The 14,768-nt window shown below is 69.9% G+C and carries 11 protein-coding genes; 6 read left to right on the forward strand and 5 right to left on the reverse strand.

Annotated elements, in window-relative coordinates:
* Positions 1 to 8 precede the first annotated feature (8 nt).
* Genes gyrA through OXG83_16330 form a run of 5 tightly spaced genes read left to right on the forward strand, consistent with a single transcriptional unit; the run spans position 9 to position 6,232 of the window.
* Complete coding sequence (gyrA, locus tag OXG83_16310) at positions 9 to 2,513, forward strand: DNA gyrase subunit A (protein MCY3966590.1); 2,505 nt, start codon at positions 9 to 11, stop codon at positions 2,511 to 2,513.
* A gap of 22 nt (positions 2,514 to 2,535) precedes the next feature.
* Positions 2,536 to 3,195, forward strand: coding sequence for a fructose-6-phosphate aldolase (gene fsa, locus OXG83_16315; protein ID MCY3966591.1), 660 nt, complete (start codon positions 2,536 to 2,538; stop codon positions 3,193 to 3,195).
* Between the two features lie 21 nt (positions 3,196 to 3,216).
* Positions 3,217 to 4,617: a dipeptidase gene (locus tag OXG83_16320; protein MCY3966592.1), complete on the forward strand. Its 1,401-nt coding sequence runs from the start codon at positions 3,217 to 3,219 to the stop codon at positions 4,615 to 4,617.
* Positions 4,614 to 5,189 carry a class IV adenylate cyclase gene (locus OXG83_16325; protein ID MCY3966593.1) on the forward strand — a complete coding sequence of 192 codons (576 nt, stop codon included), beginning with the start codon at positions 4,614 to 4,616 and terminating at the stop codon, positions 5,187 to 5,189. The genes OXG83_16320 and OXG83_16325 overlap by 4 nt, the downstream gene beginning before the upstream one ends.
* On the forward strand, positions 5,186 to 6,232 hold the full coding sequence (locus OXG83_16330) for an NDP-sugar synthase (protein MCY3966594.1): 1,047 nt from the start codon (positions 5,186 to 5,188) through the stop codon (positions 6,230 to 6,232). Before OXG83_16325 ends, OXG83_16330 begins: the two co-directional genes overlap by 4 nt.
* Before the next feature lie 14 nt (positions 6,233 to 6,246).
* Here the strand turns inward: OXG83_16330 and thrC are convergent, their stop codons facing one another.
* Genes thrC through thrA form a run of 4 tightly spaced genes read right to left on the reverse strand, consistent with a single transcriptional unit; the run spans position 6,247 to position 12,245 of the window.
* Positions 6,247 to 7,566, reverse strand: a complete 1,320-nt coding sequence (gene thrC, locus OXG83_16335) for a threonine synthase (protein ID MCY3966595.1) — start codon at positions 7,564 to 7,566, stop codon at positions 6,247 to 6,249.
* Positions 7,567 to 7,568: 2 nt separating this feature from the next.
* Positions 7,569 to 8,564: a homoserine kinase gene (locus tag OXG83_16340; GenBank protein MCY3966596.1), complete on the reverse strand. Its 996-nt coding sequence runs from the start codon at positions 8,562 to 8,564 to the stop codon at positions 7,569 to 7,571.
* Positions 8,565 to 8,572: 8 nt separating this feature from the next.
* Entirely contained in the window at positions 8,573 to 9,658 is a 1,086-nt protein-coding gene (gene asd, locus OXG83_16345; protein ID MCY3966597.1) for an aspartate-semialdehyde dehydrogenase, read from the reverse strand.
* A 43-nt stretch (positions 9,659 to 9,701) separates the two neighbouring features.
* Positions 9,702 to 12,245 (reverse strand): bifunctional aspartate kinase/homoserine dehydrogenase I, encoded by a 2,544-nt coding sequence (thrA, locus tag OXG83_16350; GenBank protein ID MCY3966598.1) that lies wholly within the window; start codon positions 12,243 to 12,245, stop codon positions 9,702 to 9,704.
* Positions 12,246 to 12,719: 474 nt separating this feature from the next.
* Here thrA and ruvB point away from each other — a divergent pair, with 474 nt between their 5' ends.
* On the forward strand, positions 12,720 to 13,751 hold the full coding sequence (gene ruvB, locus OXG83_16355; protein MCY3966599.1) for a Holliday junction branch migration DNA helicase RuvB: 1,032 nt from the start codon (positions 12,720 to 12,722) through the stop codon (positions 13,749 to 13,751).
* A gap of 374 nt (positions 13,752 to 14,125) precedes the next feature.
* On the opposite strand, the gene ruvA is transcribed toward ruvB, so the two are convergent.
* Positions 14,126 to 14,743 (reverse strand): Holliday junction branch migration protein RuvA, encoded by a 618-nt coding sequence (gene ruvA / locus OXG83_16360; protein ID MCY3966600.1) that lies wholly within the window; start codon positions 14,741 to 14,743, stop codon positions 14,126 to 14,128.
* Between the last annotated feature and the right edge of the window lie 25 nt (positions 14,744 to 14,768).

Below are 14,768 nucleotides of genomic sequence, written 5' to 3' on the forward strand. Positions count from 1 at the left end.
GCCAGACCGTGCCCGTGCAGCTCGAGCGCGAGATGCGCCGGAGCTATCTCGATTACGCGATGAGCGTGATCATCGGCCGTGCCCTGCCCGATGTGCGGGATGGCCTGAAGCCGGTTCACCGGCGCGTTCTCTACGGCATGTGGGAGGCCGGCAACACGGCCGGCCGCGCGTACAAGAAGTCCGCCCGGATCGTCGGCGACGTGATGGGCAAGTACCACCCCCACGGCGACGGTCCGATCTACGACACGGTGGTGCGTCTCGCGCAGGACTTCTCCATGCGCTATCCCCTGGTCGACGGCCAGGGCAACTTCGGTTCGATCGACGGCGACAACCCGGCCGCGATGCGCTACACGGAGGTTCGCCTCACCCGGATCGCCGAGGAGATGCTGCGCGAGGACATCGACAAGGACACGGTCGACTGGATACCGAACTACGACGGCTCGGAGCAGGAGCCCTCGCCCCTGCCGGCCCGCATCCCGAACCTCCTGGTCAACGGTTCCGCCGGTATCGCGGTCGGCATGGCGACGAACATCCCGCCCCACAACCTCGGTGAAGCGATCGCGGCGGTCAAGCTGCTGATCGACCGTCCTCAGGCCTCACTGGACGAGTTGATGGAGATCCTTCCCGGTCCGGACTTCCCGACGGGAGGATTCATCCACGGGCGCGACGGCATTCGCAGCGCCTACGAGACCGGCCGCGGTTCGATCCAGGTACGGGCGCGTGCCGACATCGTCGACAGGGGTTCGGACCGCCAATCGATCATCGTGTCCGAGATTCCCTACCAGGTGAACAAGGCGCGGCTGATCGAACGGATCGCCGAACTCGTGCGCGAGAAGAAGCTCGAGGGCATCCGCGATCTTCGCGACGAGTCCGATCGCGACGGCATCCGCATCGTGATCGACCTGAAGCGGGGTGAGGTCGCCGAGGTCATCCTGAACACGCTCTACAAGATGACCAAGCTCCAGGTCAGCTACGGCATGAACATGCTGGCGATCGTCGACAGCCAGCCCCAGGTGCTGACCCTGCGCGAGTTGCTGCGCCACTTCCTGGACCACCGCCGCACGGTCGTCATCCGGCGATGCCGCTACGAACTGGCGCGGGCCGAGCTGCGCGCCCACATCCTCGAGGGTCTGCTCATCGCTCTCGACCACCTGGACGAGGTGATCGCCACGATCCGGGCCAGCCACACGCCGCCGGAGGCGCGGACGCGCCTGATCTCGAACTTCGCCCTGACCGACCGCCAGGCGCAGGCGATCCTGGACATGCGACTGCAGCGGTTGACGGGACTCGAGCGCGAGAAGATCCAGGAAGAGTACGGCGAGCTGCTCGCCGAGATCGGCCGACTGCGCGCCATCCTGGGGTCCGACGAGCTGTTGCTGGCCGAGATCCGGGGCGAACTCGACGCGATCGAACAGCGCTACAGCGACCCGCGCCGCACCGAGATCGTGGCCTACTCCTCGGACATCACGATCGAGGACATGATCGCCGACGAGGACATGGTGATCACGGTGACGCGGTCGGGCTACGTCAAGCGCTCCCCGCTCAGCCTGTACCGCTCCCAGCATCGCGGCGGCAAGGGCCGGACCGGCATGGCGACGCGGGACGGCGACTTCGTGGAGCAGCTCTACGTCGCCTCGGCCCACAGCTATGTCCTCGTGTTCACCGACCGGGGACACTGCTACTGGCTCAAGGTGCACCAGATCCCCCAGATGGGCCCGGCGGCGCGGGGCAAGGCGATCGTCAACCTGCTGCGGCTCGACAGCGGCGAGGGAGTCGCGGCTACCGTCGCGGTCCGCGAGTTCCCGGAAGACCGGTTCCTGACCTTCGCCACCGAGACCGGCGTGGTGAAGAAAACGGCGCTGTCGCACTATTCCCGTCCCCGAGCAAGCGGCATCATCGCGGTTCGGATCGACGAGGGCGACCGGCTGCTGACGGTGAAGTTGACCGACGGCGGCAGCGACCTCGTGCTAGCCACCCGGATGGGCTATTCGGTCCGGTTCCCCGAGAACGATCTGCGCTCCCTCAGTCGGGCGACGCGTGGCGTGCGCGGGATCACTCTGCGCCGCGGAGACCGCGTCGTCTCGATGGAGTGCCTGCTGCCGCCGGCGCGGGACGACGAGTCGACGCGGCCGCCGGAAACGACGCTGCTGACCGTCAGCGAGAACGGCTTCGGCAAGCGGACGGCGCTCGACGAGTACCGCCGCCAGTCGAGGGGTGGGCTCGGGATCATCAACCTCAAGGTCTCGGACCGGACGGGCACGGTCGTCGGTGTCCGCGAGGTGGCCGACGACACGGAGCTGATGCTGATCACCCACGAGGGAAAGATCATCCGCATCAACGCAGGCAGCGTGTCCGTGATCGGCCGCGCTACCCAGGGCGTCAAGGTGATGGACCTGGACGACGGCGACCGCATCGTCGCCCTGGCCCGGATTCCGGATCGCGGCGAGGAGGACGAAGAGGACGGCGCCGACGAGGCCGGGGGCGGAGCCGAAGACACGGAGCCGATCAACTAGGAGCCGCAGGAGAGATTCACGCATGAAGTTCTTTCTCGACACCGCGGACATCAAGGAGATCGAGACCGGCCTCGAGTGGGGCATGGTCGACGGCGTGACGACCAACCCGAGCCTGATCGCCAAGCAGGGCAAGCCGTACCTGCCGACGGTTCGCGAGATCGCGGAGCTGGTGCCGGGTCCGGTGAGCGGCGAAGTGCTCGCCACCGACCTCGAAGGCATGCTCGAGCAGGGCCGCCGCCTGGCCGGCCTCGCCGACAACGTGGTGGTCAAGGTGCCGCTCGGTCCGCCGGGACTCACCGCGGTGCGCCGGCTGGCCGCCGAGGGCATTCTCTGCAACGTGACCCTGTGCTTCTCGCCGTCCCAGGCTCTGTTGGCGGGCAAGGCGGGAGCCGCCTACATCTCACCCTTCGTTGGCCGGCTGGACGACATCGCCCAGGACGGCATGGACCTGATCCGGCAGGTGATCGCGATCTACTCCCACTACGACTTCGGCACCGAGGTCCTGGTTGCTTCCGCCCGCCATCCCGTTCACGTCGTCCTTTCGGCGGAGATGGGCGCGGATGTGATCACCCTGCCGTTCAAGACCCTGAGCCAGCTCTACCGGCACCCGCTGACGGACATCGGTCTGAACCAGTTCCTCTCGGACTGGGAGAAGACCGGCCGCTGCTTCGACGACGAGTGAGCGGAACGGGCTAGAGCCGCAATGAGCATCGACGCCGTTCTGGAGAGGGTGGACCGGGAGACCGGCGCCAGCCTCGAGCAGTTGAAGGACTACCTCCGGATCCCGTCCATCTCGACGGACCCGGCTTACACGGGAGAGGTGCGGCGCTGCGCCGGATTCGTCGAGGAACGGCTGAAGGCCGCCGGCCTGGACACGGAGATCATCGAGACCGCGGGCCATCCGCTGGTCTACGGTGAGTGGCTTGGCGCTCCCGGCCGTCCCACCGTCCTGTTCTACGGCCACTACGACGTGCAGCCGGTGGACCCCCTGGACGAGTGGCGTCACGACCCGTTCGAGCCGACCATCGAGACCGGCGAGCGCGGCGAGCAGATCGTGGCCCGCGGCGCCACGGACGACAAGGGCCAGTCGTTCACCCACGTCAAGGCGGTCGAGGCGCTGATGGCGGAGACCGGCAGTCTGCCGGTCAACGTGAAGTTCCTGATCGAAGGCGAGGAGGAATGCGGCGGCGAGGCGATCGAGGCCTATGTCCGGAGTCCGGCAGCAGAACGGCTCGGCTGCGACCTGGCGCTGGTCTCGGACACCTCGATGTACGGACCGGGCCAGCCCTCCGTTCTCTACGGCCTGAAGGGGCTGCTCTACACCGAGGTCCGGGTCCGGGGAGCGGCCCGGGATCTCCACTCCGGCACGTTCGGCGGCGCGGTGGCGAATCCGCTCAACGCCCTGGCGACGATGCTGGCCGGGCTGCGCGACCCGGAGGACGGCCGGATTCTCATCCCCGGTTTCTACGACGACGTGCGGCCACTGGCCGCGGGCGAGCGCTCGGCGTTCGCCGCGCTGCCGTTCGACGAGACGAAGTACGGCGACGAGATCGGCGCCACCGCCTTGTGGGGCGAGGCCGGCTACACGACCCTGGAAAGGGTCTGGGCCCGGCCGACGTGCGATGTCAACGGGATCTGGGGCGGCTATCAGGGCCCGGGCGCCAAGACGGTGATCGCCAACCGCGCCGGCGCCAAGGTCTCCATGCGCCTGGTTCCCGACCAGGAACCGGATCGGATCTTCAGGGCCCTCGCCGAGCACCTGCGAGCGTCGGCTCCCCCCGGCATCGAGGTGGAGGTGGATCACCTGAACGGAGCCCCGCCGGTACTCGTCGACCTCGAAGGGCCGCTGGTCGATGCGGCTCTCGTGGGCGTGGGGGAGGCCTGGGGCCGCGCTCCGGTCCGGGTTCGGGAAGGAGGTTCGATTCCGATCGTCTCGACGCTGTCGGAGGTGCTGGCCGCGCCGGTTCTGCTGATCGGATTCGGCCTCTCCGACGACCGGCTGCACGCGCCGAACGAGAAGATGGACCTCGTCAACTTCTACCAGGGCATTCGCACGATCGTTCGCGTACTCGACCGGGTGGGTTCCGTCGATCCGGGAGCTTGAACGAGCGCGAGATCAAGATCCCCGTGAGCGACCTGGACGCTGTCCGGGAGCGGCTGGTCGCGGCGGGCGCCGCTTCTCACCGCCCGGCTTCGCTGGAAAGGAACCTGGTGTTCGATCGAGTCGACCAGCCGGTGGACCAGAGGCTGCGGTCCCGCGGCGAGTTGCTTCGTCTGCGCACCGACGGCGCCGGCAGCCGGCTGACGTTCAAGTCGGCGCCGCGCTTTGAGGGCGGCGTCAAGGAGCGACTGGAACACGAGGTCTCGGTCGATGACCCGGAGGCCGCCCGGCTCGTGCTGCAGTCCCTGGGATTCGCGGTCGCCGCCCGGTACGAGAAGGTCCGTGAGACGTGGCGGCTGCTCGGTTGCGAGGTGGCGCTCGACCGGACCCCCATGGGCGGCTTCGTCGAAGTGGAGGAGATGGCCGGCGATGTGCCGGCGGACAGGATCGAGCAGGTCTGTCGGCGCTGCGGTCTCGATGCCGGGCGGGCGGTGCCGGAGGACTACCTGGCGCTCTACCGGACCTATCGCGAGGGCCGGGGGGATCTGCCGCGGGACATGGTCTTCACGCAGTGAGGCGCGAGGGCCGGCGGGTGCGGGCGCTCGTTCTCTGCGCCGGACGGGGCGAACGGCTCCGGCCGCTGACCGGCGGGCTCGCCAAGCCGCTGCTACCGGTCGCCGGCCGAGCGGTGGCGATGCGCACGATCGAGATCCTCCACCGCGCCGGGTGCGAAACCGCGGTCAACCTGCACCACCTTTCGGAGTCCGTGCGGCGGGGACTCATCTCGGAAGCCGGCGAACGCGGAATCGACCTGACCTTCGCCCTCGAGCGGGATCTGCTGGGGACCCTGGGAGCGGTCGTCAACCTTCGGGACTTCCTGGCCGAGGGCGACGACATCGTGCTCGTGAACGGCGACTCGCTCTGCCGCTGGCCGCTACGCGAGGTGCTTGGCCGGCACCGCAGGAGCGGAGCCGACGTCACCCTGCAGATTGGCCGTGGAGCTCCTGATGAGGGCCTGGGCGGCGGAGTGGAGGTCGATCGGCGCGGCCTCGTCGTCGGGCTCCGCGACCTGCGCTTCGGCCCGGTTCGCGGACGGAGCCGGACCTTCCAGGGGCTGCACGTCCTGTCGCGCCGGGTCCTGGACGCCGTTCCGTCTCCAGCGCCCTCGAACGACATCGTCGAAGGCCTCTACCAGCCTCTCCTGTGCGCGGGGTCCCGGATCGTCGGCTTCGGCTGCCGTCGACGTTGGCACGACCTGGGCACGCCGCGTCGCTATCTGGACGGAGCCCTCGACTGGGGACGGACCGCCGGCCGCGGTCGGCGGCGCGGGCGCTTCGTTGCCCCGGGGGTCAAGGTCGGCAGGGGCGCGGCCGTGAAGCACAGCGTGGTTGAGAGCGGCTGTCGCCTGGGCGCCGGCGCGCTGGTGGAGCGGAGTCTGCTGATGCCCGGTGCCCGGATCGGCGATGGAGCCCTGCTCCGCGACACGATCGTGGCGCCGGGAGTTCAGTTGCCGCCGGGGCTCGAAGTGCACGGCCGGCTCGTCACGCCGGCCGATTGGGGCCGAACCGGGGACAGGCGATCCGAGGAGAGGGACGGGCTCGTCTACACGGCGCTCTAGCGCGGCACAAGCTCCTAGCCCAACAGCACCTCCCGCAGCGCCGCGTCCTCGGCCGGTATCTCGATGATCCGCTCGGGGAGGTTCGCGCAGCGTTCGAGCGCGGGCGGTACCGGCGGCGCCACACTGACGGCGTCCCGGATCACGTCCGCGAACTTCGCCGGGTGCGCCGTCCCCAGCACTACCCCGGTGCCGCCGCCCCGGGCTTCGAGTTCGTCCTTCAGGCCGAGGTAGCCGACCGCCGTGTGGGGGTCCAGCAGGTAGCCGCGGTCCTCGTACACCTCGCGCATCGCGGTTCGCGTGGTCCGATCGTCGAAGGAGTGGCCCGCCAGGTCGCGCCGCAGGTCCGAGAGGGGGTCGAGCCGGTCGGAGTACAGGTGCCGGATGCGGGCGAAGTTGCTGGGATCGCCGACGTCCATCGCGTTCGAGATCGTCGCCACCGAGGCGCGCGCCAGGTACTCGCCGCTGGCGAGGTACGCGGGGACGACGTCGTTCACGTTCGTCGCCGCGACGAACCGCGAGACGGGAAGACCGATGCGCTTGGCGATCAGGCCGGCGGTCAGGTTGCCGAAGTTGCCGCTCGGCGTGGAGAAGATGAGCGGGCCGTCGGCCTGGCCGGCAGGTGCCGGCGGGAGCTGCGCCCAGGCGTGGAAGTAGTAGAAGACCTGCGGCAGCAGCCGGCCGACGTTGATCGAGTTGGCGGATGCGAGAGGCCGCCGCCGTCGCAGTCCACGGTCGGCGAACGCTGCCCGGGCCATGCGCTGACAGTCGTCGAAGGTCCCCGCGACGGCCACGGCGGTCACGTTGCCGTGCAGGGTGGTGAACAGGCGCCGCTGGGCCTCGGTCACCAGACCCCGGGGGTAGAGGACGCAGACCCTGAACCCGGCAACACCGCTGAAAGCGTCCGCCACGGCGCTTCCGGTGTCCCCGCTGGTGGCCACGATCACGGTGGTGTCCGGACCCCCGGCATCGGCGAAGCGCGACATGAGCCGGGCCATGACCCGGGCCGCGATGTCCTTGAACGCCAGCGTCGGTCCGTGGAACAGCTCCAGGCAGAAGATGCCCGGTTCGATCGGGACGAGGGGGATGGGGAAGTCGAGGGCGTCTTCGAGCAGCGAGGCCAGGTCTTCCTCCGGCACTTCCGAGCCGAACAGGCGGCTGCCGAGGATGCTCGAGATGCCGGTCAGGGGCATCAGTCTCAGCAGGGCCAACTGCTCGGCCGTCAGCGGCTCCAGGTGCTCCGGAACGTACAGGCCGCCGTCCGGAGCCGGACCCTCGAGCAGGGCGCGGCCCAGGGACGCCGCCGGCGCTTGGCCGCCGGTGCTGACGAAGCGCAAGGTCAGGCTCCGTCCGTGTCGCCGTCGCCTTCGATCACGCGTGCGCCCGGGGCCGGCAGCGGCGACACGAGCCGGTCGCAGTCGACTCCCAGGGCGTGCTCGAGGGCGGACGCCATCGCCGCGGCGACCGCTCTGGCGCGGCCAGCGCCGTCGCAGAAGGCGAACACGGCGGGACCGCTGCCCGAAAGGCTGCAGCCGAGAGCTCCGGACTCCGTGGCCGCCTGCTTGGCCTCGTAGAAGCCGGGTACGTTCGGCCCCCGCACGGGCTCGGCGACCACGTCGACCAGGGATCGGGAAAGGAGCTCCAGGTCGCTGCGGTAGAGGGACGCCACCAGAGCCGCGGCGTTGCCCCACTGGGTCACCGCGCGCTCGAGCGGCAGATGGCGGTCGAGTCTCGACCGTGACTCCCGGGTGTTCACATGGGTGTGGGGCCGCGCGAGGGCGCAGGTGAGACCCTCGGGCACCGGTAACTCGACGACGTCCGGCTCCGGCTTGAGCGAACGGACCAGGACCAGGCCTCCGAACAACGCCGGAGCCAGGTTGTCCGCGTGGGCGCCGCCGCTCGCCAGGATCTCTCCGGCGAGCGCGTAGCGCAGCAGAGCCGCCGGCGGCAGGTCGAGTCCCAGCAGGGCATCGACCGCGACGACTGCCGCCACGGCGCTGGCGGCACTCGAGCCGAGGCCGCTCTCGAGCGGCATGCGTTTCTCGATCTCCAGGTCGACGGCGGCATCCGGAGCCTCCGCCTGGAGCAGCGCCTGGGCCGCTACCGCCGCGGTGTTCCTGCTCGTCTCGTGTGGCAGCCGGCCGTCGTCGCCGGTGATCGCCGTGATCCTGACCGGACCGCAAGCTCCGGCGCCGCCGTCCCGGACCCCCTCCGTCGCTGTGACCACGTCACCCGGTCCGGACGGGGAGCCGTCGGCCTCCGACTGCAGGGCGAAGCCCAGGATGTCGAAGCCGCAGGCGATGTTCGAGACCGACGCCGGGGCGAACGCCCTCACCGAACGGCTCATCCGCCGGTTTGCCGGGCGCATCGGGCGACCGCGAGTTCCGCGGCCAGCACGGCGCCGCCGGCGGCGCCCCGCAACGTGTTGTGCGACAGGGCGACGAACCGGAAGTCGAGCACGGGGCACTCGCGCAACCGGCCGATCGGGACCGTCATGCCCCGCCCCAGGTCGCGGTGAATCCGCGTTTGGGGCGGCTCGTCATCGCCAAGATAGACCGTAGGCAGTTCCGGCGCCGAGGGCAGGCCGAGCTCCTGCGGTTCACCGCGGAAACCGTGCCATGCCTCCCGCACCTCGTCCGGTTCGGGCTCGCTCTTCAGGCTGACCGAGATGCAGAGCGTGTGGCCGTCGACGACGGGTACGCGGTTGCACTGGGCCGAGACCACGATCCGGGCTGGATCGATCGCGCCTCCGTCGACACGACCGAGGATCTTCCCGGTCTCGATCTCCAGTTTCTCCTCCTCGCTGGCAATCCAGGGAATCACGTTGTCAATCATCTCGTAGCTCGAGATTCCGGGCAGTCCGGCACCTGAGACGGCCTGCAGCGTGACCACCGAGAGGCGGTCGATGCCGAACGCGTCGTGCAGCGGCTTGAGCGCCAGCACCAGGCCGATCGTCGAGCAGTTGGGGTTGGCGACGATGCCGCTCGGGAGCAGGGCGCCATCCGTGGGCGGCGCCAGCAGGTCCAGGTGGTCCGGGTTGACCTCGGGCACCAGCAGCGGGACGTCCTCGTCCATGCGGTGGGCGCTCGCGTTCGTGACCACGAGGCAGCGCCTGGCGAAGACGGGTTCGACTTGCCGGGCCACGCTGGAGTCCAGGGCGGAGAAGACCAGGTCGAAGTCGCCGCCGTCGAGCTCGTCGCAGGTCTGCACGGTCATCGCGGCGATCCGTTCGTCGACCGGCTGGGTCTGGATCCAGGTCACGGCGTCGCGATAGCTCTTCCCGGCCGAGCGCTCGGAAGCCGCCAGGGCCACGATCTCGAACCACGGGTGTCCGGCGAGCAGGGTGACGAACCGCTGGCCCACCGTGCCGGTCGCGCCCAGGACCGCCGCGCGCAGGGGTCGACTCGGGTTCAGGCCAAAAGGACTCATGACGGGCTCCCAGATTGCCGCGGGCCGCCGGAGGAGGGAGCGCTCATGGGGCGGAGCCCCTCTCGGCCCAGGCCCGGAGTATGTCAGCGAAGACACCGCCCGCGGTCAGGTCGGTGCCGGCGCCCGGACCCTGGACGACCAGGGGGCGTTCCCGGTAGCGCTGGCTGCGGAACACGAACATGTTGTCCGAAGCCGGCATGCCCGCCACCGGGTGGTCGGCCGGTACGGCTCGCAGTCCGACCCGGGCGGTGGCCGCTTCGCCGGACAGGTCGAGTTCGGCCAGGTAGGCGAGCTCCAGCCCAGCCGACGCGGCGTCGGCGAAACGGTGCTTCATCTCGCCGTCGGCTACTGCCAGCCGTTCCCACCAGGCGTCGAGCGGCAGGTCGGCCAGCTCGGGCCGGTCGAGCATGGGTTCGACCTGGATGTCGTCCAGATCGAGATCGCAGCCGCAGAGCCGCGCCAGGATGAGCAGCTTTCGGGCGACGTCCAGGCCGCCGAGATCGTCTCGCGGATCCGGTTCCGTGTAGCCCAGGCGGTGCGCCTCGCGGACCGCTTCGCTCCACACCTCACCGGCGCCCAGCTTGCCGGTCAGATAGGCGAGTGTGCCCGAGAACACGCCGGATACCGTGTCGATGCGGTCGCCCGCGCCGAGCAGCATGTCCGCGGTGTGGAGCACCGGCAGGCCCGCGCCGACGGTCGCCTCGTGGAAGACGTTCTGCGCTCCGTTCGGCCGGAAGGCGCGAAAGTCGGTGATCGGGCCCGCGAAGGGCAGCTTGTTCGCGCTGGCGACCGCGGCGCCGGCGGACAGCGCGCCGTGGTAGACGGCGGCCATGGAGCCGCTGGCGGTCACGTCGACCAGCACCGTGCGGCCGCCGCCGGCCGCCGTCTCGGCGAGGTGGTCGAGCAGGCGGTTCAGGTCGGCTGCTTCGCCGCTGCGCTCGAGCACGGACCGCCAACCTTCGGGATCGCTCGCGGCGCCGGCGTCGAGGCTCCTGCCGCGGCGGGTCTGAAGGTGCATGTAGCGAGAGCTGGCCAGGCCCCGCAACTGCAGGTCGATCCCCTGTCGGGAGAGGGACTCGCGCTCGGCCGCCAGTTGCCGCAGGAGCGCCGAGCCGACCCCGCCGACACCGAGGACGTAGACCGCGAGCCGTCCCGAAGCGGCCCGGTGGAAGAACTCCCGGTGGATCCAGCGGACCGCCCGGCCCTCGTCGGCCCTGGCCACGACCATCGAGATGTTCCGTTCGGACGACCCCTGGGCCACGGCCCTCACATTCACGCCGCGCCGGCCCAGGATGCCGAACACGCGTCCGGCAATGCCGGGCCGATCCCGCATGCCGTCGCCGACCACGGCAACGATCGACTGGTCCCGCTCGACCCTGATGGGCCGCACCGATCCGGCCGCGATCTCCGCCTGGAACTCGGCGTCTACCGCCTTCGTGGCCGCTTCGGAGACGCCGGGCTCGACCGCGAAGCAGATCGAGTGCTCGCTCGAGGCCTGGGAGATCAGGATCGCGCTGGCGCCGCTCGCCGCCAGGGCGTCGAACAGCCGCGCGGCGACTCCCGGGGTGCCGACCAGGTTATCGCCGACCAGGAGCATCAGGTGGACGTCGTCGATCGAGGAGATGCCGGTGACCGCGGTTCCCCGGGCCCTTTCCCTGGCGAGTCCGTCGTCGTCGATCAGCGTGCCGGGATGCTCGGGATCGAGGGTGTTGCGGACGAGCAGAGGAATGCCACGGCGCCGCGCCGGCGTCACGGTCGGCGGATAGACGACCCTGGCGCCGAAGTGGGAGAGTTCGAGCATCTCCTCGTAGCTCAGCCGCGGGATCGGCAACGCGTCCTCCACGCGCCGGGGGTCGGCCGTCATCACGCCTGGAACGTCGGTCCAGATCTCGATCCGCTCGGCCTCGAGCGCGGCGCCAACGAGGGCAGCGGTGAGGTCGGAGCCGCTGCGTCCCAGGGTCGTCGTCTCACCCTCCGGACTACTTCCCAGGAAACCGGTGATCACCTGCAGCGGGGCGTCGCGCCCCAGTGCGGCGAAGTGGGAGGCGATCGCCCGGAGAGTCGGTTCCAGATCGACCGTCGCCCCCTGGAACGAGCGATCGGTCAAGACCATGGGACGTGCGTCGCAGGCCTCGGCGGGCAGCCCCTCGGCGCGCAGCGCCGCGGCCAGGAGCTGGGTCGACAGGAGTTCCCCGTGGCAGACGACCCGGTCGATCAGGGCGTTGTCCGATCGGCCCTCGCCAGCACCGCTCGCCTCGCAGTCGCTCAGTGCCGATGCAAGGTCGTCGCACAGGGCTTCGACCCTGGCCGCGACCGCCGGCCGTTCGTCGTCGGCCGCCACCTCGGCCGCGATGTCCAGATGATGGACGCGAAGCGCCTCCGCCTCGCGCGCCGCCTCAGCCCGATCGCGGCCCTCGAGCCAGGCCGAGGCAAGCCCGAGCAGCCGGTCGGTGACCCCGCCCAGGGCGGACACCACCACCGCGCCGTTCGCGGCCGAGCCCTCGAGCCGCCGCCGCACGATGCGGGCCGCGACCTGCAGCCGGCCTGCATCGGCCACGGAGGAGCCGCCGAACTTGAGGACCTTCATGATGCGTCGGAGGTGGAGTCACGTCGTCGGTAGGGCGCGAAAGGCGCATTAGCGTACACGCCAACGCGAGCGGGCGCTATGGCGTGAGTTCGCCGAAGCGAGTCGTCGGACGCACCCGCCCTTGGGTCCGGAGGGGTCAGCTCCCAGGGTGACGTGAGCGCTTGAGAGGAGATGTGAGGGGATGGCGCTCACTCCGCTTCACTCGCTCCGGTTGGGCGTCGGTGCCTGTGCTGTCGTTGGCCGTCGCTCGTTCAGAGGCACCTGGGAGCCGACCCCTCCGGACCCGACCGGGCTGGACGTCGTTGCCGTGAGGCGAGGCATCGACCTGCAACGCCCGCAGCTGTGACATGTGATCCGCACGTACAGAAGCCCGCCTCACCAGGGCCGCTCTCTGGGTGCGACCCTGTGGTCCGCATCCGCCGTAGGCGGAATCCGCGCGGGCTGAGTGTGCAGGGGCCGCGATAGCATTCGACCATGGCCGGGACCGGCGCCACCGACGGTGAAGAGAGCGTTCTCTCAGCCGTCGGGGACGCGGAGGATCGCCGTCTCGAACCGTCGCTTCGGCCTCAGCGGCTGAGCGAGTATCTGGGCCAGGAGAAGATCGTCGAGCTGCTCGACATCTACATGCAGGCCGCGCGCCGGCGCGGCGAAGCTCTGGACCATGTGCTGCTGTTCGGGCCTCCCGGGCTGGGCAAGACGACCCTCGCGCACATCATCGCGAGGGAGATGGGTTCGGCGCTGCGATCCACGTCCGGTCCGGTCCTGGAGCGGGCGGGCGACCTGGCGGCAATCCTGACCAACCTCGAACCCGGAGATGTCCTCTTCATCGACGAGATCCACCGTCTCGGTCCCACCGTCGAGGAGATCCTCTACCCGGCGCTGGAGGACTTCCAACTCGATCTGGTGATCGGCTCCGGACCGATGGCCAGGACGGTACGTATCGATCTGCCCCGCTTCACGCTGGTTGGGGCCACGACCCGCGCCGGCCTGATCACGCCGCCGCTGCAAGGGAGGTTCGGCATCGTCCACCGGCTCGACTTCTACGGTCCAGACGTCCTCAGCGTGATCATCCAGCGCTCGGCCGAGCTGCTCGAGGTGCCCGTCGATCTCGGCGGCGCCGACGAGATCGCACGGCGCAGCCGCGGCACGCCAAGGATCGCGAACCGGCTGCTGCGCCGGGTGCGGGACTACGCGCAGATCGAAGCCGACGGTCGGATCGACCGCGACACCGCAAACGAGGCTCTCCTTCAGCAGGAGGTCGACGAGCAGGGCCTGGACAAGATCGACCGCAGGATCATGAAACTGCTGATCGAACAGTACGGGGGCGGCCCGGCGGGCCTGAAGGCACTCGCGGCGTCGGTCGGTGAAGACGAGGGGACGATCGAGGACTTCTACGAGCCGTACCTGGTTCAGAAGGGATTCCTCCAGCGCACCCGCCGCGGCCGCGTAGCCACCAAGCGAGCCTACGAGCACCTGGACCTGCAAGTCCGGGGCACCCTGTTCTGAAACAGACACAGCGTCCGCCGACGCGGATTCCGCCTGCGGCGGATGCGGACCAGAAGGTCCGCGCACCCAGAGATCGGTCCCGGTGGGGCGGATTTCTCTACATGCGGATCACATGAGACCGCTGCGGGCTTTGCAGGTCGGTGCCCTCGCCTCACGGCAACGACGTCCAGCCCGGTCGGGGCTGGAGGGGTCAGCTCCCAGGTGCCTCTGAACGAGCGACGGCCACCGACAGCACATGAACCGACGCCCAACCGGAGCGAGTGAAGCGGAGTGAGCGCCACCCCCTCCCATCTCCAATCGAGCGCTCACGTCACCCTGGGAGCCGACCCCTCCGGACCCAGGACGGGCGGGTGCGTCCGGCGCGTCCGAGGCGTTCAGAGCCGGGAGAGCTGGCGCAGGCTCTGGCGGAGGAGTTCCTGGAACTCGACGTCGCGGTGCTCGGTGAGGACGCGGGACACAGCCCGACGGGCTTCGTTCGGGCGGTAGCCGAGGTTGAGCAGGGCGCTGATGACCTGCTCCTGGTCGTCCTCCAGTTCCGGTTCCGTCTCGGCCGGCGGCGGCTCGGCGCCGGACTCGGCTAGCAGCAGCTTCGCCTTTTCCTTCAGTTCCAGGACCATTCGCTCGGCGGTCTTGCGGCCGATCCCCGGGATCCGGGTCAGGGCGGCGACGTTGCCGCCGGCGATGGCCGTCAGCAGGTCGGCGGTCGAACCGCCGGAGAGAACGACCTGGGCCAGCCGGGGTCCGACACCGCTGACGCCGAGGCAGTGTTCGAACAGGGTGCGCTCCGCCTCGGTCCAGAAGCCGAACAATTCGATCGCGTCGGCGCGCACGTGGGTGTGGATGTGGAGACCGAACTCGGCGTCGGCTTCCAGCTTGTCCAGCTCGAACCAGGTCGAGAGGGGGATGCGTACGGAGTACCCGACGCCGCCCACGTCGAGCACCAGGAGTTCGGGACCCAGGGACTGACGACGCCCGCGCAGGTAGCCGATCAAGCGGGAGTCGCGGGCCGTGCGGCGG

The sequence above is a fragment of the Acidobacteriota bacterium genome (genome assembly GCA_026707545.1).
In the GTDB taxonomy this organism is placed as follows: domain Bacteria; phylum Acidobacteriota; class Thermoanaerobaculia; order Multivoradales; family Multivoraceae; genus Multivorans.